General features: G+C 69.5%; 24 protein-coding genes and 2 pseudogenes. 12 read left to right on the top strand and 14 right to left on the bottom strand.

Annotated elements, in window-relative coordinates:
- Positions 1-61: 61 nt before the first annotated feature.
- The 3 genes and pseudogenes from ACFYWI_RS24250 to ACFYWI_RS24240 all read left to right on the top strand — a co-directional run.
- Positions 62-840, top strand: a pseudogene (locus ACFYWI_RS24250) (IS5 family transposase); the annotation flags it as partial.
- Between the two features lie 48 nt (positions 841-888).
- Entirely contained in the window at positions 889-1,524 is a 636-nt protein-coding gene (locus tag ACFYWI_RS24245; protein WP_389236242.1) for a hypothetical protein, read from the top strand.
- A 210-nt stretch (positions 1,525-1,734) separates the two neighbouring features.
- The gene (locus ACFYWI_RS24240; RefSeq protein WP_389236240.1) at positions 1,735-2,412 is read left to right on the top strand and encodes a DUF2207 family protein; all 678 of its coding nucleotides are present in this window, start codon (positions 1,735-1,737) and stop codon (positions 2,410-2,412) included.
- A gap of 79 nt (positions 2,413-2,491) precedes the next feature.
- Here the strand turns inward: ACFYWI_RS24240 and ACFYWI_RS24235 are convergent, their stop codons facing one another.
- From ACFYWI_RS24235 to ACFYWI_RS24220, 4 genes are all read right to left on the bottom strand, one after another.
- A complete protein-coding gene (locus ACFYWI_RS24235; RefSeq protein ID WP_389236238.1) occupies positions 2,492-2,980 on the bottom strand; it encodes a DUF1877 family protein in 489 nt (162 codons plus the stop codon).
- 314 nt (positions 2,981-3,294) lie between these two features.
- On the bottom strand, positions 3,295-3,627 hold the full coding sequence (locus ACFYWI_RS24230; RefSeq protein ID WP_389236236.1) for a hypothetical protein: 333 nt from the start codon (positions 3,625-3,627) through the stop codon (positions 3,295-3,297).
- On the bottom strand, positions 3,624-7,478 hold the full coding sequence (locus ACFYWI_RS24225) for a TIR domain-containing protein (protein ID WP_389236234.1): 3,855 nt from the start codon (positions 7,476-7,478) through the stop codon (positions 3,624-3,626). The genes ACFYWI_RS24230 and ACFYWI_RS24225 overlap by 4 nt, the downstream gene beginning before the upstream one ends.
- Before the next feature lie 232 nt (positions 7,479-7,710).
- The gene (locus ACFYWI_RS24220; protein WP_389236232.1) at positions 7,711-8,142 is read right to left on the bottom strand and encodes a nuclear transport factor 2 family protein; all 432 of its coding nucleotides are present in this window, start codon (positions 8,140-8,142) and stop codon (positions 7,711-7,713) included.
- Between the two features lie 86 nt (positions 8,143-8,228).
- Here ACFYWI_RS24220 and ACFYWI_RS24215 point away from each other — a divergent pair, with 86 nt between their 5' ends.
- Together ACFYWI_RS24215 and ACFYWI_RS24210 are read left to right on the top strand one after the other, a co-directional pair.
- Positions 8,229-8,798 (top strand): PadR family transcriptional regulator, encoded by a 570-nt coding sequence (locus tag ACFYWI_RS24215; RefSeq protein WP_389236230.1) that lies wholly within the window; start codon positions 8,229-8,231, stop codon positions 8,796-8,798.
- The gene (locus ACFYWI_RS24210) at positions 8,785-9,600 is read left to right on the top strand and encodes an SGNH/GDSL hydrolase family protein (RefSeq protein WP_389236228.1); all 816 of its coding nucleotides are present in this window, start codon (positions 8,785-8,787) and stop codon (positions 9,598-9,600) included. The genes ACFYWI_RS24215 and ACFYWI_RS24210 overlap by 14 nt, the downstream gene beginning before the upstream one ends.
- An 84-nt stretch (positions 9,601-9,684) precedes the next feature.
- Here the strand turns inward: ACFYWI_RS24210 and ACFYWI_RS24205 are convergent, their stop codons facing one another.
- From ACFYWI_RS24205 to ACFYWI_RS24195, 3 genes are read right to left on the bottom strand one after another with little or no spacing between them, the layout of a single operon-like run.
- The gene (locus ACFYWI_RS24205) at positions 9,685-10,317 is read right to left on the bottom strand and encodes a DUF6461 domain-containing protein (RefSeq protein ID WP_389236226.1); all 633 of its coding nucleotides are present in this window, start codon (positions 10,315-10,317) and stop codon (positions 9,685-9,687) included.
- A 16-nt stretch (positions 10,318-10,333) separates the two neighbouring features.
- Positions 10,334-10,621: a hypothetical protein gene (locus ACFYWI_RS24200; RefSeq protein WP_389236224.1), complete on the bottom strand. Its 288-nt coding sequence runs from the start codon at positions 10,619-10,621 to the stop codon at positions 10,334-10,336.
- Positions 10,567-11,010 carry a hypothetical protein gene (locus ACFYWI_RS24195; protein ID WP_389236400.1) on the bottom strand — a complete coding sequence of 148 codons (444 nt, stop codon included), beginning with the start codon at positions 11,008-11,010 and terminating at the stop codon, positions 10,567-10,569. Before ACFYWI_RS24195 ends, ACFYWI_RS24200 begins: the two co-directional genes overlap by 55 nt.
- On the opposite strand from ACFYWI_RS24195, the gene ACFYWI_RS24190 reads away from it, so the two are divergent.
- The 3 genes and pseudogenes from ACFYWI_RS24190 to ACFYWI_RS24180 all read left to right on the top strand — a co-directional run.
- The gene (locus ACFYWI_RS24190) at positions 10,996-11,241 is read left to right on the top strand and encodes a hypothetical protein (RefSeq protein WP_389236410.1); all 246 of its coding nucleotides are present in this window, start codon (positions 10,996-10,998) and stop codon (positions 11,239-11,241) included. The two genes, ACFYWI_RS24195 and ACFYWI_RS24190, sit on opposite strands and share 15 nt — an antisense overlap.
- A 229-nt stretch (positions 11,242-11,470) precedes the next feature.
- Complete coding sequence (locus ACFYWI_RS24185) at positions 11,471-12,877, top strand: penicillin-binding transpeptidase domain-containing protein (protein WP_389236222.1); 1,407 nt, start codon at positions 11,471-11,473, stop codon at positions 12,875-12,877.
- A 57-nt stretch (positions 12,878-12,934) separates the two neighbouring features.
- A pseudogene (locus ACFYWI_RS24180) lies at positions 12,935-13,072 on the top strand (bifunctional ornithine acetyltransferase/N-acetylglutamate synthase); the annotation flags it as partial.
- Positions 13,073-13,116: 44 nt separating this feature from the next.
- Here ACFYWI_RS24180 and ACFYWI_RS24175 read toward each other — a convergent pair.
- Complete coding sequence (locus ACFYWI_RS24175; protein ID WP_389236220.1) at positions 13,117-13,329, bottom strand: DUF4287 domain-containing protein; 213 nt, start codon at positions 13,327-13,329, stop codon at positions 13,117-13,119.
- Between the two features lie 535 nt (positions 13,330-13,864).
- On the opposite strand from ACFYWI_RS24175, the gene ACFYWI_RS24170 reads away from it, so the two are divergent.
- Both ACFYWI_RS24170 and ACFYWI_RS24165 read left to right on the top strand, forming a co-directional pair.
- Positions 13,865-14,416 (top strand): YciI family protein, encoded by a 552-nt coding sequence (locus tag ACFYWI_RS24170; RefSeq protein WP_389236398.1) that lies wholly within the window; start codon positions 13,865-13,867, stop codon positions 14,414-14,416.
- Positions 14,417-14,670: 254 nt separating this feature from the next.
- Positions 14,671-15,852, top strand: coding sequence for an FAD-dependent oxidoreductase (locus tag ACFYWI_RS24165; protein ID WP_389236218.1), 1,182 nt, complete (start codon positions 14,671-14,673; stop codon positions 15,850-15,852).
- Between the two features lie 122 nt (positions 15,853-15,974).
- Here the strand turns inward: ACFYWI_RS24165 and ACFYWI_RS24160 are convergent, their stop codons facing one another.
- The 6 genes from ACFYWI_RS24160 to ACFYWI_RS24135 form a co-directional block, all read right to left on the bottom strand.
- Positions 15,975-16,160 (bottom strand): hypothetical protein, encoded by a 186-nt coding sequence (locus tag ACFYWI_RS24160; protein ID WP_389236216.1) that lies wholly within the window; start codon positions 16,158-16,160, stop codon positions 15,975-15,977.
- A 209-nt stretch (positions 16,161-16,369) separates the two neighbouring features.
- Positions 16,370-18,346 carry a thiol-activated cytolysin family protein gene (locus ACFYWI_RS24155; RefSeq protein WP_389236214.1) on the bottom strand — a complete coding sequence of 659 codons (1,977 nt, stop codon included), beginning with the start codon at positions 18,344-18,346 and terminating at the stop codon, positions 16,370-16,372.
- Between the two features lie 715 nt (positions 18,347-19,061).
- A complete protein-coding gene (locus ACFYWI_RS24150; RefSeq protein ID WP_389236212.1) occupies positions 19,062-19,481 on the bottom strand; it encodes a hypothetical protein in 420 nt (139 codons plus the stop codon).
- Positions 19,481-20,350 (bottom strand): tetratricopeptide repeat protein, encoded by an 870-nt coding sequence (locus tag ACFYWI_RS24145; RefSeq protein ID WP_389236210.1) that lies wholly within the window; start codon positions 20,348-20,350, stop codon positions 19,481-19,483. The genes ACFYWI_RS24150 and ACFYWI_RS24145 overlap by 1 nt, the downstream gene beginning before the upstream one ends.
- 130 nt (positions 20,351-20,480) lie before the next feature.
- Positions 20,481-20,567, bottom strand: a complete 87-nt coding sequence (locus tag ACFYWI_RS24140; RefSeq protein ID WP_389236396.1) for a DUF664 domain-containing protein — start codon at positions 20,565-20,567, stop codon at positions 20,481-20,483.
- A 291-nt stretch (positions 20,568-20,858) separates the two neighbouring features.
- Positions 20,859-21,653 carry an LppX_LprAFG lipoprotein gene (locus ACFYWI_RS24135; RefSeq protein ID WP_389236208.1) on the bottom strand — a complete coding sequence of 265 codons (795 nt, stop codon included), beginning with the start codon at positions 21,651-21,653 and terminating at the stop codon, positions 20,859-20,861.
- Positions 21,654-21,950: 297 nt separating this feature from the next.
- On the opposite strand from ACFYWI_RS24135, the gene ACFYWI_RS24130 reads away from it, so the two are divergent.
- Both ACFYWI_RS24130 and ACFYWI_RS24125 read left to right on the top strand, forming a co-directional pair.
- Positions 21,951-22,271 (top strand): SelT/SelW/SelH family protein, encoded by a 321-nt coding sequence (locus tag ACFYWI_RS24130; protein WP_389236206.1) that lies wholly within the window; start codon positions 21,951-21,953, stop codon positions 22,269-22,271.
- A gap of 343 nt (positions 22,272-22,614) precedes the next feature.
- Complete coding sequence (locus tag ACFYWI_RS24125) at positions 22,615-23,412, top strand: polysaccharide deacetylase family protein (protein ID WP_389236204.1); 798 nt, start codon at positions 22,615-22,617, stop codon at positions 23,410-23,412.
- Positions 23,413-23,527 lie beyond the last annotated feature (115 nt).

The raw sequence follows: 23,527 nt of genomic DNA, 5'->3' as shown, positions 1-23,527 counted from the left end.
ATCCGAGTACGGCGGCGGGTGTGACGCAGTACGCCGTCCCGGCTTGCTGACCTGATGACCGCCGCGGCGCCGACGGTATCCAGGTCGGTTGCCGGCGGACGACCGAGCTGCCCTGCGTGGGATCGTTTACGTGCTTTGCAAGGGCGTGAGCTGGGCGGATGTCCCCTCCGAGAGGATCGGCTGCAGCGGGGTCACCGCCTGGCGGCGGTTGAGGGACTGGACCGAGGCCGGTGTCTGGCCTCGTCTGCACGAGGTCCTTCTGGCGGAATTGCGGGCGGCCGGTCTGCTGGACATGGATGACGCGGCGGTGGACGGCTCGCATGTTCGGGCTCTCAAAGGGGGGCTCACACCGGACCTTCGCCGGTCGACCGCCAACATCCGGGCAGCAAGCACCACCTGATCACCGATCGGCACGGAACACCGCTGGCGATCTCGCTGACCGGCGGAAACCGTCATGACGTCACCCAGCTGATGCCGCTGCTGGACGCGATACCTCCGCATTCGCGGAGTCCGAGGTCGTCCGCGTCACCGGCCGGGCCGGCTGTTCGCCGACCGCGGCTACGACTACGACAAGTACCGCCGTCTTCTCCAGGCGCGCGGCATCACACCGAAGATCGCACGGAAGGGCACAGCCCACGGCTCTGGCCCCGGCAAGACCCGCTGGGTCGTCGAGCGGACCTTCGCCTGGCTCCACCAGTTCAAACGCCTGCGGATCCGCTGCGAGATACGCGCCGACTTCACCTCCGCCTGCTCCAACTCGCCTGCAGCGTCATCTGCTTGAGACGACTCCGGACCTCATTCCGAAATGATCAGTTGGTGAGTGCTCCAGAACTCTCCTGAGTACGGTTACTCATGCGTCGCGCAATGCTGACGCCTACCGTCACATGCATGTTCAAGAGCCTTGTATCTAGAGCCCGGGCATACAGGCGGTCCGTCCTGTATGCCGTCACAGGGCTGGTGATGGTGGCGCTGCTGGGCGTTGCCGTGGTGGCGGGGAACGTTGTGTGGGACGGCGCGCCGTATCCTTCGGCCGACCCCAACGCGGTCGCGCAACGGCTCAAGGCCCGGTCCGACGAGGTGTACGACAGCTTTGCGCTGCCCGAAGAGTACGCCGCGGACTCGGGCAGGGTCGATACCGGCGCCTGTTACTACCGCGGGCTGAGGAGCATCGCCCACATTGACGAGGCACGAAGCGACGTCCGCAGCTTCGGTCTCGATTGGAGCGTGCCCGACGTCCCCGAAGCCACAGCCCGAGACGCGCAGCGGCGCGTGCGCCAGCAGCTGGTGCAGAAGGGTTGGAAACTCGCCCACGAAGGCGACCGTGCAGGCGCAGCCTTCCGCCAACTGGGCTTCCGATTCGAAAACCCGAAAGGCGGCGACCAGGTCGACGTGCGGTGGAACAACTCGACCACGACTCTGTTCATCAGCGTCTACGCCCCCTGTGGGCAGGTTCCCGACGAGTTCGTGGAGTCCGACTGGTCTGAGGCGGACTGGCACCCGAAGGAGCGACCCGCTGGGCTTTGAAGGGTCCCTCCCGCCCCTGAGGGATGGGAAGCGACTCGTCACTCGGCTGGATTCGTTGGCCAAGCGGCTGACTTCATTGTCAAAGGACAACGGACGCGCAGGGCCGCCACTCCTCCTGAGCCCATCGCTCATTTCGTCACCCCGTGCTTCGCATTTCGTCGCTTCAGAGCCTCGGGGGGCGCACAGGTCACGGCAGCCGGAGGCGCGGGTGTGCGCGGCGGCGCAGGACGGTCCGGCTCGTGCAACTCGCTCCGCAGCGGCAGTGGCACTCCTGGACCAAGGCTGGCGGACTGGCAGCGAACCAGCGGCCTGTGGGACCCGGCCGGTGAGCACCGATCCCGCACGACGCGGCGGATCGGCATTGCCGCCCCCTTCGGCAGCGTGCTCACCGTCTGGATGAACTCGGCGGGGTGGCCGACCGTCGTCGCGAGCGCGGTGGTCGCGGGTACCGGCCTCGCCCTGTGGCTCCGCTCCTGGGAGCTTCGGACCCGCACCGCCCGCGGCGCCGCCCTGTGGCTCCAAGTGGAATCGTTCCGGCGGTTCATGGCCGACTCGTTCCCGCACCTGTCCGGTGAGACGACCGACGACAACCAGCTGGAGCTGTACACCGCGTGGGCGGTGGCAGTGGGCGAGGAATCCAGCTGGCAGCAGGCGGTCACCGCGTCGATGGCGGCACCCGCCGCCACCGGCGCCGTCCGCCGCTCGACCGCGCCGGCACGGTACGGCCCGGCGATGGCGGTGGGCCTGATCGCCGCCGCGGCGGTCTCCGGGAACACCCCTCTCCTCCAGCGGCTCCAGCGGCACCGGCGACTCCGACGGAGGGGTCGGCGGCGGCGAAGGTGGTGGCGGCGGAGGTTCATGGTGACCTTTGGCCGGCCGACCATGTGACTGGTTCATGTGTCCGGGTCGTTGATGTGGGCATGGGGCGGGGTGGTCTCACGGATGCGGACCAGGGGGAAGGAGCCTCTCAGGCCCAGACGACCTTGATCACAGCGTGGCCCGCTGAAGCCGCATGCTGGTAGAAGGCCTGCAGATCGAGATAGTGCGGGAGGTAGAAATCCTTCATCTGGACGTCGTTCCACCCGTTGATCCGCCCGTAGAGCTGCGTTCCAGCCGCCTTCCAGAGCGAGTCGAACGCTGTCTGCAGGAACTCCGCCGCCGCGTGGACCTGGTTCGGGTCGAGGATCAAGAAGCCCAGATCGACATGATTCGGGTCCTCTATGTGGCGCCCGCCGTAGATCGGCAAGGTGCTCCGCTCGCGTGGGTCGTCGCCGTCGTCAGTTCCTTTGGTGAAAAGGTCGTTGACGTGAGTGAAGGCCTCGATGGAGGTGCTGATTCCGGATGCGTACTCGTCACTGTGCTTGTCCCAGGCCGCGAGCATGAACTCGGTCAACCAGCCGAAGTCCTCCCGGATCGTGTCGATCGGGACGGCGCGGAAGTGCATGTGGATGCTCACGGGGTTTGTCCTTGCTGCTGACGGTCGCCTCTTCGTGCGCGGGGAATTTATCCCGTGTCACTGACAGGGGACCGCTGTCCGGGGTTCGCAGGGCGGCTGACTCCGGAAACGGAGAAGAGGCCGATTGCGGGGCCAGCGCGAACTGCCGTCAACAGTGGCCCTTGCCCGTCGCGGCGCCGTTGAGGTTTCGGCGGAGGTGAACAACAGGGCGATCTCGGAGCCCTGGGTCGCCTGACGAGGACCGGCCTGTTCAGGCGGCCACGTCACACCTCCGCTGCGAGGATCGTCGGTCGCAGGCTTCCGGGGTGGTGCTGTCAGGGCCGCCAGATCTCATGCACTTTGGCGACTTGACCGTCAGTCATCGTGAGCTCGAAATGCTTGCTGTCCCACCAACCGTGCTCGGTGAGTCGGTCGGCCAGCTCCTCCAGACTGACATCTTTGCCCGTGGCCGGGTCGACGTTGTAGTCACCGGACAGCTGGTTGATGTTGATACGAGCGTCGAGTGCAAGCTGAACGTCGACGGGTGGCAGCGCTCGGTGGGCGTTGTCGTGCCGGGCGGTGAGCCTGGTTGGGGGACAGGCCGGTCCGCTCTGCCCCGTGCAGGCGGCGTGGGCCGCTGCTGAGGGCCGTCGGCGGCTTGCTGTCATGGTGCGGCCGGCGTCGCTCCGGGGGCGGTGGGCAGACCGTATTCCTGGCGTTCGGCGTCGGTCGGGGGACGGAAGACGCGGGTGCGTGCGAGAGCAATGAGCTGCTCGGCGGTGTCGTAGCGCCACACCGTGGCGACGCCCTCTTCCCCGGCCGTCACGATCTGAGTCCCGTCGGGCGAGAACTCCGCCCAGATCAGGCCCGCGGGGTGCGGCAGATCGGTGAGCCGGGCGCCGTCGGCGGCGTCCCATACCCGGGCCACTCCGTCCGCCGAGGCGGTCACCATGCGGCTGCCGTCGGGCGAGTAGGCGACTGAACCCATCCGGTACCCCTGGCCGTCCAGGGTGAACAGTGCCTGCCCGCTCACCGCGTCCCAGACGCGCGCGGTGCCGTCGTACGAGGCACCGGCGACGCGCCGCCCGTCCGGTGAGAAGGTGGCGGCCGCGACGGTGTCGGTGTGGCCGGTCAGCGTGAGCAGCCGCCGGCCGTCGGCGGCGTCCCAGACACACACCGTGCAGTCGCCCATGGCCGACACGACGCGCGTGCCGTCAGGGGACCAGGCCGTGCAGAGCACGGACTTGTCGTCGTCCGCGCGAATGCCGACGCGTTCGGTTCCGCTGTCGGCGGTCCAGATCTTGATGCTGCCGAACGGGAAGCCGCCCATGCCCCGTCCGCCCGCGCAGGAGGCCACCAGGGCTCCGTCGGGCGAGAACGCGACGGACTGCACGGGGCAGTCGTGGCCCCACAGCGCGGAGACGCGCGCGCCGTCGGCGGCGTTCCATACGCCGGCTGTGTAGTCCGCCGAGGCGGTGGCGATCCAGGAGGCGTCGGGCGAGAAGGTCGCGAACATCACGGTGTCGTGGTGTGTCGCGGCCGTGAGCAGCCGTGCGCCGCTCGCCGCGTCCCACACCGTCGCGGTGCGGCCGGAGGCGGTGACGATGAGGCGGCCGTCGGGCGAGTAGCGCGCGCAGTACACGGGGGCGTCGTGCGGGATCCTGAGACGGACGCCCTGCTGCGCGGTGTGCCACAGCCGCACCATCCCGTCCTCGCCCCCGGTGGCGATCTGCCGGCCGTCGGGCGAGAAGGCGGCCGTGAGCACCGCGCACCCGTGGACGCCCAGGGCGAACAACTGCCGGCCGGGGTCGGCCGCGTCCAGCAACCTGGCGGTTCCGTCCTGGGCGGCGGCCACGATCCGGGTGCCGTCGGGGGAGAAGCGGGCGCAGTAGACCGCGCCCGCGCCCGGCGGCCTGACGGCGCCGGTACGCTCGCCCGTTGCGGCGTCCCACAGGCCCACGAACCCGTCGCCGCCGGCGGTGACCACACGGGTGCCGTCCGGCGAGAACACGGCGGTGTGGACGGACTTCATTGCGTGTCCCCGCAGGGTGAAGGCGTGGCGCGGCTCCGCGCAGGCGGCGCCCTGCCACACGTCGGCGACCGGAAAGAACGAGCCGGCGGCCACGCGGTCGCCGTCCGGCGAGAAGGCCACCGAGCTGCGCCGGTTGCGCCAGTCGCCGACCGTGAAGCCGGCCGGCCCACGGAACAGCACATGCAGACGGGACCCGTCGAGTGCGTCCCACAACGTGAGGTCGCCGTAGCGGGTCAGCGTCGCGATGCGCGTGCCGTCCGGAGAGAAGGCCGCCCACTGCACCTCTTCCCCCGTCTTCAGACGCAGCACGGCCTTGCCGTCCTGCGTCCGGTGCACGATCGCCGTTCCGTCCGCCGAGGCCGTCACGACCCGGTCGCCGCCCGGGGCGTACTCGGCCGAGCAGACCTGGCCGGTGTGCCCTTCAAGGACCAGGAGTTCGCGCCGCTCGTCCACGCTCCAGAGCCGGGCCGTGCCGTCGTCGGACGCCGTTGCCAGGGTGGTGCCGTCGGGTGCGTAGGCCACCGAGTTCACCGGGCCGGTGTGCCCGGTCATGAGCCCGGTGAGGCGCGAGGTGCGGACGGCCCGGTCCAGGGCGTATCGCGTTCTCGGCGTCGGCGGGTACTCCTCGATCGCCGCCAGCGAGAGTACGACGGCCCGCTGCGGGTCGTCCTCGAGGTCGGCGAGCACCCGTCCGGCGAGCAGGTCCGCCGCGCGTCGAAGTGATGCCTGGTCCCGGGCGTGAGAGCAGTCGAGGAACTCCCGTACGAGCGCAGTGGGCGGCGTGGTGCGGCCGGCCGTCCATGCCTCGGCTGTTCGGAGCCGCTCGGACCGGAGGAGGTAGGAGCCCTGCCGCCCGGCGCGGTCCCAGTCGCGGGCCAGCCGCTCCAGCTCGGCCCGGGTGCGCAGGTCGTCGCGGGAGGCGGCGATCGCCTCCCGCAGTGGCGGCCAGGCCCGCAGCAGGGTCTCGTGGGCGACCCGCACGGCGGCCGCACCGCCGTCGGCGGTGCTGTCGCTGACCAGGAGCCGGGCTTCGGTGAAGGCACTCAGGACGGCCCGCTCGGCCGGGGCCAGGCCGCTCTTGGCGAGGGGACGGCCGAGGGGCTCGTCGTGGTCGTCCACGGCCACCAGCCGCAGGAGCGTCGGGATGACGGCGTCGCCGTGCCCGGCCTCGCGCAAGGCTGCCAGGGTTTCGTCGGCCCGCCGCCGCAGGGCCCCGGCGACGCCGCCGAGCCCGTCGTAACTCGCGGTCGTGACCAGGCTGTCGGGCCCGTGCCGCTCGTAGAGCTGCTGGAGGGCGTAGCCGAGCAGCGGCAGCGCGTCGCCGCCCCGGGTGTCCTCGGCCATGCGCTGGACCAGCCCGGGCTCGTAGCGCAGTCCCGCCCGGCGGGCCGGTCCCTCGATGACCTCGGCCAGCCGGGAGCGCTCCAGCGGGCCGACGACGACGGGGTCGTGGACGAGGTCGATCAGCTCGGGGTCGGCGGCCATCGGGCCGAGGAACTCCGAGCGCAGGGTGCTCACGACGCGCACCGCAGGTTCGCCGCGCGGGCTGTGGCGGAGGATGTCGATGAACGCCCGGCGCTCGCGCTCGGCGGGGCCGCCCGTCTCCTCACGCCGCAGCAGCTGCTCGGCCTGGTCCACCACCAGCAGGACACAGGCCGGGGTCCCCGGGCCCGCCGCGGAGGCCACCAGATCCCGTACCACTTCCCCGAACTCCTCGGGAGACTCCCGCAGTTGCCGTTCGACGGCCGCTCTGTCCGCCGCGCCCCGCGGCCCCGAGACCGCCAGTGCACGGGCCAGCGCCGTCACGGGCCGTGCGCCCGGGACGAACGGCTCCAGCACCAGCCAGCCCTGCCTCGGCCGCCGCAACCGGGGCACCAGGCCCGCCCGCACCAGCGACGACTTTCCGCACCCGGACGGGCCGACGACGGCCACGAACGGCCGTCCCTGTCGGCCCAGTGTCGTCGCGATCCGGCCCAGCAGATCCCGGATCAGATCCGAGCGGCCGAAGAACACCGCTGCGTCCTCCGGCCGGTACGCGCTCAGGCCCGGGTACGGAGGTCGCCCCGGATCCCAGTCGAAGGAGTCCTCTGCGCCCAGCCCGCGCCGCCTCATCGCCGACCACAACCGCCCGTACGCCGCCTCCCCCTCCGCCACGGCGTCGACCCACTGCACGTCATGGATCAGCGGATGCCCCACTCCCTCCGCGACCCGCACCGGGAACAGCGGCTTCCCCATCGCCCGCGCGAACGCCAGCTCGGCGAAGCACCACCGTGATTCCACCGAGTGCTCCGTCCCGAGGAACAGCACCGCGTCGGCCCGCTCCAGCGCGGCGTACAGTGCCGGTTCCCACCGGCAGCCGGCGGGGATCCCCCGATCAGGGTCGTGGTCGACGAAGACGGCCTCGAAGCCCTCCGCCCTCAGCCGGCGCACCATGTCGGCGACCGGAACACGGTCCCGGGAGCTGTGGCTGATGAAGAGCGAGGCCATCCACCCACGTTGACATACCGGCGTCACTCCCCGCGGGGTTTCCCCGAGTCGACCCAACGCACCGGCGCCGTGTGCCCCCGTCGTCCTCCCTCCTGCCGGCCGCCGGGCTCACGCCGTCAGATCGAGCGAGCTCCGTGCGCCGGGACATGCGGACAGTCGGAAAGGGGGAGGTGCCTTTCGAAGCCGGCCTCGTCTCGGGCGCGGGGCCGGCCGTTCCCGCCTTGTGGCACCTCTACCGGTCGGCGGGCTCGGGGACGAGACCATCGGCGACCAGGCCGGCAAGGACCGCCTGACCCAGAGCATGCACGGCGGACTGGGGGCGAACCATCACAGTGAACTCCTTGACCCGGCCCGTCCCGTCGAACTGGAGCAGGTCGATGCCGTGGATCTGCTTGCCGTTCACGGTGGCCCGGAACAGCAGGACGGTCGACGGCGCCTCGGTGCCGTCGGCGCTGGTCTCGGCGGCGCCTTCGAGCTCCCCGACGTACCGGAAGTCCTCGAAGGTGCGCAGCAGGACACCGAAGAGCCCCAGCACCATGGGCTTGCCCTCGAAGGGGGTGAACTTCACCGGACTGTAGAGGCGGATGTCCTCGGTGAACAGGTCGTCCAGCGCGGCGAGATCGCCCTTCTCCACGGCGGCGCGGAAGCGTTCGGCAGTCTCCATGACTCCTCCTGATACTCAAGAATATGACTAGTAAGATTCTTGAGTATGATGCAGGGGCGCACAAGGAAAGGGAAGGGGCTGCTTCGATGGCCTTGCGACATGCCGTGCTGGCGGCGCTCCTGGACGGCGAGTACAGCGGATACCAGCTGGCGAAGGCGTTCGACATCGGCGTCGCCAACTTCTGGCACGCCCTGCCCCAGCAGCTGTACACCGAGCTGGCCAGACTGGAGAAGGAAGGGCTGGTCGCCGGTCGGCAGGTGGTCCAGGAGACCCGGCCCAACAAACGCCTGTTCCGGGTCACCGACGCCGGTCGCTCCGAGCTGGAGAGATTCGCCGCAGCCGTAGCGAAGCCCTCGTTCATCCGCGACGACCTGCTGGTCAAGGTCCAGACGGCCGACCGTATCGGCACCGCGTCGGTGATCGAACAGCTCGAGGAACGAGCGTCCGCGGCCGAGGCCAAGATCGACCTTCTCGGCAAGCTGCTGCGACAGATGCGCGGCGATATGGACGAGGAGGGGTTCCTGCTCCGGGGCGAGCGCATCGGGGCGTACCTGACCGGCCTGCGCGGCCTGGCCTTCGAGCAGGAGCACCGGGACTGGTGCCTGCGGATCGCAGGGGTTCTACGGGAAAGGCAGACGACCCATGCCGAACGGTGAATACCTGCGCTACGTCGCCCTGGGCGACAGCCAGACCGAGGGGATCGGCGACGGGGACGACACCGTCGGCCTACGGGGCTTCGCCGACCGGCTCGCCGAGCACCTCGCGGCCCTCAACCCGGGGCTTCGGTACGCCAATCTGGCCGTACGAGGACGCGTCGCCGCTCAGGTCCGCGCCGAACAGCTCGGGCCCGCCCTGGCCATGCGCCCCGACCTCGCCACCGTCGTCGCCGGGGTCAACGACCTGCTCCGCCCCCGGTTCGACGCGGCGGAGGTGGCCGGGCACCTGGAGGAGATGTTCGCCGCACTCACGGCCGCAGGGGCCCACGTGGTGACCCTGACCTTCCCCGACGTGGGGAAGATCGCGCCTCTTGCCCGGCCTGTCAGGTCCCGCGTGATCGACCTCAACACCCGCATCCGCGCCGCGGCCGCCCGCCACGGGGTCACGGTCGCCGAAGCCGGACGGCACGCCGTCGCCACCGACCCGCGGCTGTGGACCGCGGACCGACTCCACGCCAGCCCCCTCGGCCACGAGCGGATCGCCGCAGCCCTCGCCCAAGCCCTCCACCTGTCCGGCAGCGACGACGCCTGGACGCTTCCTCTGCCGCCACAGGCGGTCCCCTCCGGCCGGCAGGCCGCGGGAGCCGAACTGCGCTGGGCGGCCTCGTTCCTGGGCCCCTGGCTCGGACGCCGTCTGCGCGGCCGGTCCTCCGGCGACGGCCGCACCGCGAAACGCCCGCAGCTCCTGCCCCTGAGCGCCACACCCGACCCACCGGTGGACGCCGGTCGGCCCACCGCTTGAGTGACGTCAAGACTCGGTTCTGGCACAGATCTTGGGGAGCGAACGCGGAGGGTTACCCCGTCGTGATCGGACCGCTGCGGGGCCTTACAAGATCTCGACAGTCCCAGGCGGAACCGGCCCCTCGCCCGCGTAGGTGTCGCCCAGTGGCGCCGACGGCGCGTCGTCCTCGGCGAGCGTCAGGCTGGGCCAGGGCCTAGCGAGGGCGGCGTCATCCAGGGCGATCCCGAGGTGGTCCAGTACGAGGGCCACCACAGGAGCCATCCCGGCATCCTCGCCTTCGTGTGCCGCGAGCGCCGCTTCCACCCGATCCCACCAGGGGCCGGACCGGGTGTGCTCCTTGCCGGGCTCGAAGTACTCGACGCACTCGCCGTCACGCCAGTACTGGAAGACGTCGATCCCCTCGGTCGTTGCCAGGCTGTACGTCTCAGTGCCCCGAGACAGCGCCGCGAGCGTTTCTTCCCCAAAGCCGATGCCACCTTCCTCCTCGACGCAGAAGGCCCATTCACCGATCCTCCCGGACCGCAACAGCGAGATCATCCCGTCGCCGGAGTCGCCCGCGGGCAGGTCCGAGGCTGCGTCCCATTCGAGCAGGCGTGCCTGTTCCGGGTCGGCCCCGTACCGGGTGAAGACCTCCTCGGGGCTCAGGCCGCGGGTAAAGGTGACGCACATCCAGGCCACCGCCCAGCGGAGCGAATCCATGTCCGCGTCTGTCTTCATGTCTTGCCTCCGTCATTCACTTCGGTACCGCTCGCCGACCTGCCGGGCCGCCGTGTTCCCGGCCATGCGCGTGGCGCGACGACGAGCCAGGCTCATGCTGCCTGATGGCCGCGGAGGCTATTGCAAGCAGGATCATCTTGCGGAGTAGTTCGAATCCGGCTCGACCGTAGAGCTGCCTCTTGATCTTCTTGATCCGGTTTACGGCGCCCTCGGTGCCGCCGGAGCTCCATTCCAGGGTGAGTCCGGCCGTCACTGCGTCGAGGTCTCGGAGCAAATGGAGTGCGAAACCGGTGAGGCCGGGCAACTGGCTGGCATCGACGACGTCGATCCAGCTGGGGAGCGTGGTGCCGAGGCGATCGGTGAGTATCTCGCCGAAGTCGCGGATGTGCCCGGCGGCCGTGTCCACACCCAGCACCCGCGGAGTGCTGCCCTGCGGATCCGGCAGCGCCATGACCGGCGCAACAAGGTCATCCTCCCTGCTTCAAGGCCCAGTTGGGCGGCCAGCCTGGAACCGGCCCGTCCAGCCGGCGCCAGCCCGAAGCGCTCCAGGGCGCGGTTGAGCCGGCGGGTGAAGCGCGCGTACGGGGTGGTCAACTGCGCGAACGGCTCGGCGAACCTCCGGCGCGGGCAGTCCGCCGTGCCACAGATGAAACGCCGGACCGTCAACAGGATCACGACGTGGAATTCGCCGATCGGGAGATCTCTGAGTCTGCGCTGGTAGGAGCCGTGTACCGGTTCGAGCAGCCACAGCAGTCCGGACAGACGACCCAGGTCGCCCGGCCTCTTGCTACCACCTCGACCGTGCCGAAGCTGGCGGTCACCGCTTCGACGGCCAGGTCGTCGATCCCATCGAACACCAGCGAGTCCCAGAACGATACGTCGGCCTGCATGACCAGCACCGTCACCGGCCGCTACCACAAATGAGGGAGATCTACGGACACTTGACGGAGCGTCACTACTCGTTGTTCGGCGCGGTACGGCGTACGCGGTCTCACGCTCGATCCGTGTACCGCATTCGAACGCTGCGGTCACCCTCCGCGTTCGCTCCCCAAGATCTGTGCCAGAACCCAAGACTCATCGACGTTGATCACGACAGGTGCCGCGAAACGCCTCCCGAAGTCAACGTTGCCCCTACGGGACTAGGCTGATCGTCATGAAGACGACGAGCCGGCGCCGTACCGTCTTACCCACCGTTGTGGCTGTGTTTCCCTTGCTGGCCCTCGGGTGTTCGGCCCAGACGGATACCGATGGCGCGGGCGGCCCCAAAGGCAAAGGGCCTTCGTCCACCAGTGCCGACGACGCGCCTCGCCCCGTCGAGGGTCTGGGGAACATCGTCGTCGCCGGCCGGCCGGTCACCGGCTCACAGCCGTCGGGGCATGAGAGGGTCCCGTACCAACGAACCTACACGTCGGGGCCGTTGTATGCCGCCGTCACCGGCTTTCGGTCGATGGCCTACGGGCAGACGGGCCTCGAATCCGTGTACAACGAGGTGCTGTCCGCCGGCGTCAAGGGCGGGGGCAGCCGTTCGGGCCATGTCGTCACGACGATCCGCCCGGAACTTCAGACGGCCGCCGCCGACGCTCTGGGAAGCCGAAAGGGCGCCGCGGTTGCCCTCGACGCCGGCAGCGGCCGCATTCTGGCGCTGGTGAGCACGCCCTCGTACGACCCGTCCGCCTTCAGCGGGTACTCCGGCTCGGACGAGAAGGCGTGGAGGGAGCTGGTGTCCGACAGCGACAAACCCGTGATCAACCGGGCGCTGCGCGAGGCCGTGGAGCCGCGCGAGACGTTTCACCTCGTCGTGGCGGCTGCCGCGCTCGAGAAGGGGCTGTACCGGTCGGTCGACCAGGCCACGAGCGTCCCGCTGCCCTACACCCTGCCGGGGACGACGACCGAACTCACCTCGGATGCCGCCCCGTGCGCACGCGCCTCGATCCGGACCGCGCTCCGGCACTCGTGCGACAACGTCTTCGCCGGCATCGCCGCCGAGCTCGGTCACAGCAGCCTCGCGGCGACGGCCGAGGCGTTCGGCTTCAACAACGACGCGTCGGATGTCCCCGTACGGATGGTGGAAAGCACCTACCCCACGGGCGATGTGAGGGACACCGAGGTCGCCCTGTCCGGTATCGGGAAGGGCGGGGTGAGGGCCACGCCACTCAAGATGGCCGAGGTCATGGCAGTGATCGCCAACGGCGGCCGGTCCGTGGCCCCTTCGGTGGTCGACACCGTCGTCCTCGGCGACGGAACCGTACAGAAGCCCAAGCACGGGGCATCCTCCGCGGCACCGCGCCGGGTCATCAGCCAAAGCACTGCCGGGCAGCTGCAATCGGCGCTCAAGGACGCCGCTGATGGGAAAAGCGCCGTCGGTACGACCGGCTGGGTCGCACCGTCCACCGGGTCGTACGGCTCCGAGCCGACCGCCTGGTCCGTGTCGTACGCCAGGGACAAGGGCGGTCGGCTGATCGCCATCGCGGTACGGGTGGACGGCCCCGGCAGCGGCGGGACCGGTGATGCGCGCCCGGCGGTCGCCGTGACCGACCGGATGTGGGCGGCGATGTCCTGAAGGCGTCGTCGCGCGGCCGGACATGGCAGCGGTGGGGCAGGACCCGTCGATCCATCAGGATTCTCGGCCGCCCATGCCGACATGTGCCTCGACCTCACTCGGCAACTCGTCGGCGACGGCGAAGGCGACACCAAGCTCCTGCGTGTCACCGTCGGACAGGCCCGGGACGACGCCCGGGCCACGCGCATCGCACAGAGGGTGGGACGCCGTGCCGCTGCCGGGAGCCTTTTCCGGACGCTCTACTTTGCGCTGTCCTCGGCAAGGGTGTGCGCGACAAGGGCGTTGGCGTGGCCGTGGCCCAGTCCGTGCTCGGCCTTGAGCCAGGAGACAAGTTCCATGTGCTTCGTCAGGGGCGAGGAACGAATGAGGTCCTTCCACTCCGCAATCGGGCGGCCGTACCTCTTCTCGATCGACGGGAAATAGCCGGCGGGGCCCTTCACGGTTTCAGTCATGTCGGCAGTGTCCCGTCTCTTGTCTTTGAATGATCTTTGTTCTCGCGATCTGCGTGCCAAGTGCGGTAGGCCGCCGATCGGCTGTCGTCCCGCTACCGCGGTGTCGTTGCTTGTATGACGGGAGCGGCGGATCGAACTGATCGGTTCGGCGCATGTGATCCGGGTCATATCGACTACGTGTAGCCACCGGGCGAGGAGGTTGCGGGAGTTCACCGTGTGGAGGTGGTCGGAGCCGTGCACCCGCAGCCGGTCGGCGAGCAGCTCGGCCAACGCGGCGGCGGCCCCATCCGCATCCCCTGCTACCGGGCGAAGTCGTCGACGGCCGCGTCCGGCCCCTGGCCGCGTCGACCGCCGGCTCGAAGAGGCCCTCAACCACGGCGCCGATGCGCTCCACCTCGCGCTCGTCTTCGGCATCGACGAGAAGACGGCCATCCGCTACGCGGAATCGACTCGCGTGTTTCTGGGCGAGGCTGACGAGCGGTCATCGCAGTCAAACCAGCTCGACCTGGTCACCTCGTTGAAGAGATCATTGGGCATGGAGTTCCTCTGCTACCACCACGACCGGCCCGGCTCCCTGCCGCTGCGCGACGAGCTGCTGGAAGAGCATTGGTCCTATATGGACCGGTACGCGAAGGAGATGATCGCCCGGGGCCCGACCTTCGCCGGCGACGGCGATACACCCACCGGAAGCGTGCACATCGTCGACCTGCCCGATCCCCTCGCCGCCCGCGCGTTCGCCTTCGACGAGCCGAACTACCAGGCCGGCGTGTACCGGGACGTGCTGCTGCGACGGTGGCGCAACACGCTGGGGCGCACCATGTGGGACTTCCCCGGCGGCCGGACCGGCGGCAACCGGTACCTGGTACTCGGCCTCGGCACGGGGCATGCCGCCGACCTCGCGGTGCCGCCCGACCAGGACGAGCTGATCGCCTACGGGCCGCTGCTGTCCGACAACGGCGCCACCTGGCTGGGCGCGGCGGCGTTGCTCCGGGCGCCGGACCCGGACACGGCACGCGCCATCCTGACCCCGGACCGGTACGCCGACATCGAGGTGCACAACTGGCAGTTCGGCGGGCGGCCGACATAACCCGAGGACGTCCGGCCGACGTTACCGCCGAAGCCCTTCGGATCGCTCAGCATCCTCGTTTTTCACTCGAACCCACGGATGCATCGGCCTGACGCACATCGGTGCATCCGTGGGTTCGCAACTGAAGGATCTTCGGTTTCCCTGAACCCACGGGGATCACGGGGTGCCGGCAAGAACCGTGTCACCAGCCGCAAACAACGGCATCCGGCCTCTACAACTGTAGAGAATTCCTGAACCGAACGGAGGGGTGTTCCATGCCGAAACGTCACGCGGTGGTGGTCGGGGCCGGAATAGGCGGCCTCACGGCCGCCATCGCACTGCACCGCCGCGGCTGGCACGTCACCGTCTGCGAACGCGCCCCCGAACCCCCCACCACCGGCGCCGGCATAGGACTCGCCCCCAATGCCCTGCGCGCACTCGAAACCATCGACGTCGACGCCGCCCACGCCGCCGGCAGTGCCGTACCCACAACGATGGGCCTACGCCGCTCCGACGGCCAGTGGCTCACCCGGACCGACATCGCCGACATGGCAGCCCGCTACGGCATGCCCCCGATCGCCGTCCCGCGCCCGGCTCTGGCCGCCGCCCTGGCCGCAGCCCTGCCGCCGGAGGCCCTCCGCTACGGCACCGCCGTGACCGCCGTCGACGACGCCGCGGGCCGCCCGACCATCCGTACGGCAGCCGGCCCGGACCTTCCCGCCGATCTGGTCGTCGCCGCCGACGGCATCCACAGCCCGCTGCGCCGCGCGTACTTTCCCGCCCACCCCGGCCTGCACTACATCGGCGAGACCGCCTGGCGGACCATCGTGGACGCCCCGGACCTCCGGATACCGGCCATGAGCGAGACCTGGGGACGGGGCGAGCGGTTCGGCGTGACCCCGCTCTCCGACGGCCGGTTGTACCTCTACGCCACCGCAGTCGTCCCGGCCGGCACCCGGTCAGCCGACCACCGCGCCGAACTCCGCCATCGCTTCGGCTCGTGGCACGACCCGATTCCGGCCCTGCTGGACCGCGTCGGCCGCCTCGCCCCCGCCGACGTCCTCCGGAACGACCTCTACGATCTGGCCGCCCCGCTCCCACGCATGCACCACGGCCGGATCGCCTGGCTTGGCGACGCCGCTCACGCCATGGCCCCCAACCTCGGCCAGGGCGGCTGCCAAGCCATCGAGGACGCGGTGGTCCTCGCCCACCTGCTGCCCGCCGGAGACAGCGGTGACAGTTCAGACTCCACCCCGGCCGCTCTCGCCGCGTACACCGCCGCCCGCCGTGACCGTACCGACGCCGTGCGCGTCCGCGCCCGCCGGGTCGGCCGCCTGGGCGCCCTCCGTAACCCGCTCGCGGTGGCGGCCCGCGACCTCGCGGTCCGGGCCACCCCCGCCCGCCTGGCCCTGCGCGGCATGGACGACCTGTTCAACGGCTTCCGCCTTCCCGGGTAGCCGGGACCCGCCGGGTTCGTTCGTCAAAGTCCCGCCTGGCCCGTGCCACTTTGACGACAGGGCCTGGCGAAGACGATCGACGGCCGGCGCGGGTGCCGATGGACGTTGATGAGTTTGCGCATCTAGCGGTGTTCGAGGACGAAGACGTCGTTGCCGATCATCATCACCTCGCCCGCCTCCATCTGCTGGACGGCCTCGCCTTCGGTGCGGACGCCAACGCCCTCGTTGACGCCGACGCTGCCGACGAGGACCGTCAACGCGAGAACGAGCGTAGCCGCCGCGATGGCGTCCGTCTTACTCCCTGGCACGTGTGCCCACCCCCGATTACTGGTCCTGACGCTGCGTCAACGTTAGCGGACCGTGCTGCCCGCGGCCGGCGCAGGGCCGCGCACGCCGGCGTTCGCCGACGGGGCGCGCAGAGGCCGCACTGCGCGGCCCCGCTGGTCACCGACGCCCAGACTCCCGGCATCCGGCTACTGACCTGAGCCCCGCTACTGCTGAGATCTCAAACGCGGTCCTAGACGAAGACCCCTGCCGACCCGGCATCGCCGCGCCGCACGTCGACCACGGTGTCGAATTTGCGCCAGTCGTTCCCATTGAACGGGTTGTTGTCGTTGATGTTGAGCAACAGTCGCCCAGGATTCCCGCCCGGCGGGGTGCCTTCCCAGAACGGTCCGGTCTCGATCCAGCTGCCTGCCGCGCCACCGAACGAGACGAGCAACGCGAATGCGGTGCCATCGGGTTTTGGGGCAGCACCGTCCGCCTTGTGCCCGGGCCAGCCCTGCGGGCCGTGCAAACCTGCGAGGAAGATGCCGGACCAGATCTCGCCCGTGGTACGCACGGTTACCTTGTCTCCCGGGTTGACGTTGATACCGGTGTCGACGAGCCCCCCTCCCGGACCGTCGTAGGGGAAGAAGTGAGCTCCCGTCACGTCAGCGCCCTGGGCAGTCAGCGCCTGAACGTACTCGGCGGCGAGTCCCACGCGTGCCAGTGTTCCATCGGCAACGTGACGGGCCGTGAAGGAAATCGGAGCGCCCAGGTTCTGGGAATTGAACATGAGGCCGCTCCGGTAGACCTGTTGGAGTTCGGCTATGGGATCCGCGAGCGTTTGGAAATTGCGTCCGCCCGGCACTCCGATGGTGTACGCCTTCACATCTGAGCTCTCCAGTACCTCCTTTGTTCGTACACCCACGTTGGCGTTTACCGTTGTGGCTGCTTGAATGTTTGCTCTGAGCGCCGCCGTGAGTTCGGAGCTGGAGAAGCTGCCCCGTGCGGTCAGGCAGATGAGTCGTCCGTACTGAACGCTGTCGATGTAGAGCGGAGGGTTGCCTGCCCCGACGAACGGTGCGATGTCGTCGAAGTCGACACTTGCGTCCCAGAAGCCTCGAGCCTGCGGGTAACTCGGAGTGAAGGTGACAGAATAGAATATCTGCCGGATGACAGCGACAGCCACACTCTGTTTGTATGTCTGGTTGAGAGTCGCGTTGGCGTCGACACCGAAGCTCGACCCCTTGATGGAAATCCCGAGTTTGACGCCGACTTCACGCAGTGTCGAAGCCTTGTCGATGCCCACCTTGAGTACGCCCGGGGAATCCGTCGGGTTGACCTGCTGAATGATCGAGCGGCGTGCGGCATCGACACTCGCCGACGTCGGTTCCTGCAGGAGGCTGCTCTGTCCGGCGCCGGCAACGTTGGAGATGAGGTCGGTGACGATGTTCACCGTGCCCGGCACCCTCGGGAACGGGCCGACCGGCGCGACGTCGCCCGCAAGGAGGGGCCCGCCCTGGATCACTTGCCCCGGCCAGACGCCCATGGCGGCGATGTCTTGGAGAAAGGCATGTTCAACGGTCTCGTTGACCAGCCTGCGGCGCTGCTCGGTCACGGTGTAGGCGACGCCGTTCGCGTCTACTGTGGAGGCCTGGGGAGGGGCGACGTCCGTGGAACCGGTTACCACCGCCGGCAGTCGGCCGAGATGATCGAGCGAGGCGGACAGGCCGGCAGCCGCGTCGACGAGTCCAGCGGCGTTGATCGCGCCTGCTCCGCCGGGGATTCCCGTCGCCCAAACGGACCGTACGCCATCGTGCTTGATGACAAGGTTTCCGTCGTCCTGCAGCACGAGGTACGGGTCCACGAAGGCAGGACCCCACGTCCCGGAACCCCACCGAGGGATGTCATCCTTGTCGTAGAGCACCAGGTGCGCATCCTTCTGCAGAACTGCGCGGACCGGGCGTTGCGGCGCCGGTGAGGCCCAAGTGTCAGTGGCCCAGTAGGCAGTGGACCTTCCCAAGGGGAAGGTGAGGCCGCTGACTCCGGCCAGTTGGAGCCGAGGGATTCGCGATGGCCTCCGAAGTTGGCCCGGCAACGTGAACGGACTCTTCCGTTGATACAGCACAAGATTGCCATCACCCTGCATAACGAGTTCGTAGATCCCGTTGGATGAGGAGAGTTTTTCGTCGACCTTCAGTTGCTCATCGGCTGATAGCCGGTCAACCATGGCCCCTCCTTTTTCGGTCGTGAATGGGTCGTTCTCAGGTGTGTGTGGCTGTTTACACTTGCACTGGTTTCGTCGTCACACAAGATGAATTGAGGCCGCCCGTCAAAGACTCGTCGAAGAACCGGCCGACGAATCCGGCGACCTCCGTACGAGAACTACGCCCGCTGATGGCCTTGTCCCACCAATAGTCGCGGAGGGCCCGGGAATCTCCTGAGTTGCCCTTCACCTCAAAAGCCAACTCCCCTCGCAGTTACAGGATTCCACTGAGCACGCCCACCGCAGGGGCCTTGCTGCGCCATCTCAGCCGGCCCTTGCCCCGGCAGTCGGCGTAGCGGGCCTCGGCGAACAGATCGGTGCGTAGGCGATGGGCCGTCGCCCAACGTCGGGGGGCGACGCCGAACGACCCCACCCTGCGGGAGCTTCACCGCGCTCTGCGGCAGCTCCGGGAGGACCTGCGCTCGGAATTCGCGGCCTTCGCGAGCGGGCTGGAGAAGAGCCGCCGGTACGGGACCCGGGCCCGCGGATTGCCTCCGCCGCGAGCTCGGCCCGGTGGAGGCCACGTGACCTGATGCGGTCCTCCGCGGCTCGGATGAGGACAGTGCCCGGCCCGCACGACTGCAGGGCCGGGAGTACCCCGAGCCGCTACAGCGTGCCCGCGCCTGCCGCGACCCGGTGTCGACACCTCCGACCACCACCGGAAGTCCGGCAGGGGTCCTCAGACAGCTCCGCCCGCGGGAGGTGGCGGCGGGGGAGTCTGCTGGGCGGCCGCGACCGCTGTGACGCGGCGTGCGGGCCTGCCCAGCGCGTTCTCAAGAGTCCGCCCGGGCATACGGGACAGGCCGAAGATCACCGCGAGAGAGACCGACGGCGCGCCGACCGCGAACGCCGCGACCAGTGGCTCGCCCGCGTCGAGGCTGTACTTCGCGAAGAGGAGCATGGCAGCAACGGAAGTGAGGGCGAACAGCTGCCCCGCGGTTCGCTGGCCGACGGCTGCCCAGGCCAGGCGCCGCCGATGGCGTTCGTCCGTGCGGAATTCCTCCCAGATCTCCGCCGCCAGGCCGGGTTTGACGGTCTCCCACTCCTTGGCGACCTTCGCGTCCCAACGGGGACCGGGGCCTTCGTCCTGCCGCGCCATCACTGCTCCCGGCCGTTGACGGGTTCGATGCTGCTGTCAGCGTCGGTGTCGCCCTCCGGGTACACCCGGGAAAGGAACGCGTCCTCGAGCCGCTGAACCCATGCCAGGCCGGCGGAAGCCCTTGCGTGCCCGGCCCGGGACGCCCGGCGCAGCCACTTGGCCGCCTCCAGGAATTCGTCCTGCTCCGCGAGCAGCAGCCCGAGATTGTAGGCGGCGTGGGAGCTTCCGCGGTCTGCGCCCCGGAGCCACCACCGCTGGGCGCGCTCCAGGTCGCCCCGCTCCTGCCACAGAAGGCCCAACAGTGAATCCGCGTCTGCCACGCCCTGTTCGGATGCCACGGTCCAGGTACGTTCGGCTTCCTTTAGCCGCCCCGCGCGACGCAGGAGCAGCCCGAGATCCTTGCCCGCCAAGGCATGACCGCTGTGGAACGCCGACCGGAGACACCGCTCGGCCTGTGTGCTGTCGCCCACCCGGACGAGCGCCAGGCCCAAGTAGTGTTCTGCTCGGGTGTCGCTCCGGGTCGACGCCTCCCGCCAGAGGTTCTGTGCTTCCTGTACGGCGCCCGATCGGAACCGGAGCACTCCGAGGTCGGTGAGGGCCCGCAGGCTGCCGGCGTCCGCCAGTCCCTTGAGCAGCTGGGCCGCAGGGGCGGTCTGGCCGCCACGAACCAGATCGATCGCGCGAAGGTGGGAGTCGTACGCGAACGTCCGCGTGTCCTCGGGGGGCGGCGGCCCCAACGCGGCGTAGGCGGAGGCCCAGTGAAGTCTCAAGCGCTCGTGGAAGACGTCGGCCCTGTCGTGCCCGTCGGTCGGTGGATGACCGGGTGCGATGACGTCCAGTGCGCCGTCCAGGATGTTCCGCCACGCCACTGGCCCACCCCACCCCACATCACGTCGGTCACCACCCATGCTAGGGCGCGAAGAGCGGGTCGTGTGCCGGAAGTTCGCATCTGCCGTGGAAGCGCATGCGGACTCGACCAACAGGCACCCCCGCCCCGCGCTACGCGCCCGTCGTGCCGTCGACGCTCTCCCCGAGCAGGTCGGCGTGACCGTTGTGCCGGGCGTACTCCTCGATCATGTGGATCAGGATCCAGCGCAGCGAAACCCCCTCGTCATCGACGTAGCCCGCCTCGTCGCAGGGGAGCGGGCCCGCAGTCGTCCAGCGACGCCTCGGCGATCAGAGCGCGGCCTTGGGCGACCTCCGTGCGCCAGGTCGCCAGGGCCTCGTCGATCCCGCGGAACGAGTTTGGCGGGCGGGCTGGTTGTCGGTTCCAGGGCTCCCATGCTTGCGTCGTACCGACGCTGTTGACCAGCGGGGACGCGCGGCGGACCACCGGGCGCGACCGGTGGTCCGCGTGTACTGGGGCAGTCCCCGGTCTCAGCCGGGGAGTACGCCGGCGGTCGAGGACAGCGGCATCACGTCCCCCGGGGCCGGGGCGTTCGCGGTCACAGGCTTCCCGAGATCCGACAAGGTCATGGTCGCCGTGACACTCGTCATGCTGGTGAGCGACAGGCGGGCGCGTACCAGGCGTCCCTTCTCGTCGACCCAGGCATCGGCGAAGACGGGGATGTCGCTGTCGAGCAGGTCGCGCATCTTCTCGGCATTGGCCCGTGCCTTCGGTGCCATCCGGAGTGTGAGCGTCGCGTGGTCGAGCATGCCGCGGTAGTGCACGGCGGGCGCTCCGTTCACTTCTTCCTTGCCGACCTTCGAGGCCTTGCGCATCGCGGCCACCTGACGGAGCACGTGCTCAGGGTCGTTGACGGGTGCGCGGAGCGCGGAGTGGGCCTCGGCCTTGTCCCGCGCGATGGAGCCCCATGTGTTCTCGGATCCCTGGACGCCGCGCAGATAGACAGTGTCGCCGGCGAAGGTCTCGTCCAGGTGGCTGATGGCCCCGCCCGGAAAGTCCACCGAGAGCCGGCCCTTGTCCTTCGCCAGGTCGAATCTGCCGGTGACGGAGATCCTGTAGGTCGTGTCTCCGTCCCGTACCTCGATCCGTTCGTCGATCCGGGCGGTGCTCCTCCCGGTCGCGGCCACCGCGGCACGGACGGCGGACCCGTGGTCGGTCGGTGGGACGGAAGCGGAGCCCGGGCCTGCGGCGTCGTCTCCCGAGGCACCTGAGCAACCGGCGCACAACAGCACGGCGATGCCGATGAGGATGGGGGGACGTCGCATGGTGACTCCGAAAAGGCAGGGCTGGTCAGGGCCTTGTGGTCGCATGAATGATCGACCGAGCCCGGAAAGCCTGCCACACAGTCGTTCGCGACGCCCTCGAGTATCCCGTGCGGGTGGGGGGACGGACCCCGGACGGGCCCCCATACGCTGCACACCTGGCTGCCCGGGAGGATCAAGCCGATCGGGTGCGCCCGGTTGTCAGGGCGAAACCCGGTGCGGGCAGGGTCGTTCGCGACAATGTGGCGGTCACGGTGTTCCGTACCGGACGCCCGCATCGACCGAAAGGTGGCGCCACCCGTGAACTCGCCCACCCCGTCCCCGGGCGCCGGGCACCGTGTGCAGATCGAGTACTGCACACAGTGCCGCTGGCTCCCGAGGGCCGCATGGCTCGCCCAGGAACTCCTGACCACCTTCGAGGCGGAGCTCGACGAGCTCGCGCTCAAGCCCGGGACCGGCGGTGTCCTCGTCGTGCGCGTCGACGGCGAGGTGGTGTGGGACCGGAGGAAGCAGGGCTTTCCGGAGCCGACGGCCGTCAAGCGTCTGGTGCGCGACCGTGTGGCGCCGGGGCGGACCCTCGGCCACTCCGACAGGGCGGATACGGCGGAGAAGGCCGAATAGGACTCGTACGCCGATCATGTCACTGCCCGTGTCCGGGTCGTTGACGCGGGCATGGGGCGGGGTGATCTGAGCGATGCGGAGGGGGAACGGCTGCAGCCGTTCCTGCGGATGCACCGTGGGCTCGGTCGTAGCTCCACGCCCCTGATCTGCCGTGCCTTCGTACGTTTCATCAGCCTCTCAGGCGAGCTCAGTTGGCCCTGAGCGATGCGGGCGGGCAAGGCTGCCCGCCGGAGCGGCACGGCGGAATTGTTCGGGGTCGGTAACAGCCGCATCCGTTGACGTCCCCACCCCGTCCTCCCGGATGCAAGACGGGTGCAGGCGTAGGAAAGGGCAGGGGGCGGACATGGGGCGCAGTCGAAGCCGAGGGACGAACGGCCGTGTACTGGTGGCGGCCGTAGGAGTGGCGGGGCTCACCGCCCTGGCCGCGGCGTGGACCACTCAGGCCGCCCCCGCCGGGGCCGGGCCGGCCGCCCCGCCGAAGCCGAAGCCGATCGCGGGCCAGACCTCCGTGCCGGATCCCAAGCTCCCCGCCCCCGCTGTCAGCATGGACATCGCCCACGCCTCCGACAAGGGCCCCAAGGGCGTCAACATCACGATCGACGACGGTCCGGACCCGGCATGGACGCCCCAGGTCCTCGCGGTGCTCAAGGAGAACGGCGTCAAGGCGACCTTCTGCATGGTCGGCACGCAGGCCCAGGCCCACCCCGACCTGGTCAAGGCCGTGGTCTCGGACGGTCACCGGCTGTGCGACCACTCCGTCTCCCACGACACGACGATGGACACCGCGTCACGTGCCCGCCAGGCCAAGGAGATACTGGACGCTGAGCGGATGATCACCGAAGCCTCGGGCGGTGTCGAACCTCTCTACTACCGTGCTCCGGGAGGCGCTTTCACCCCGTACAGCCGTCAGCTCGCCGCCTCGCGGGGCATGCGGCCGCTGGGCTGGAACGTGGACTCCAAGGACTTCAAGCAGCCGGGAGCGGCCACGATGGTCGAGACCGTGAAGAACGAGATCTCCAACGGTCCGACGGTCCTCTTCCACGACGCCGGCGGCGACCGCAGCCAGACGGTGGATGCCCTGCGGCAGGTTCTGCCGTGGCTGCGGCAACAGGGGTACGTCTTCGGCTTCCCGGTGCGGTGAGACCCCAGCGAGGTTGCGACATCCGTCACGAGGGCCCCTCGGCAAGCGGGCCCGGGCGGGCGCCAGGTGCCCTCGGGCAGTGGGCTGTGGTGAGCAAGTAAAGGTTTCCGCCGCC

It is taken from the genome of Streptomyces sp. NPDC002889 (genome assembly GCF_042888425.1).
Lineage (GTDB): Bacteria > Actinomycetota > Actinomycetes > Streptomycetales > Streptomycetaceae > Streptomyces.
The sequence above is the reverse complement of the archived record's forward strand: the minus strand, read 5'-3'. Positions and strand labels throughout refer to the sequence as shown.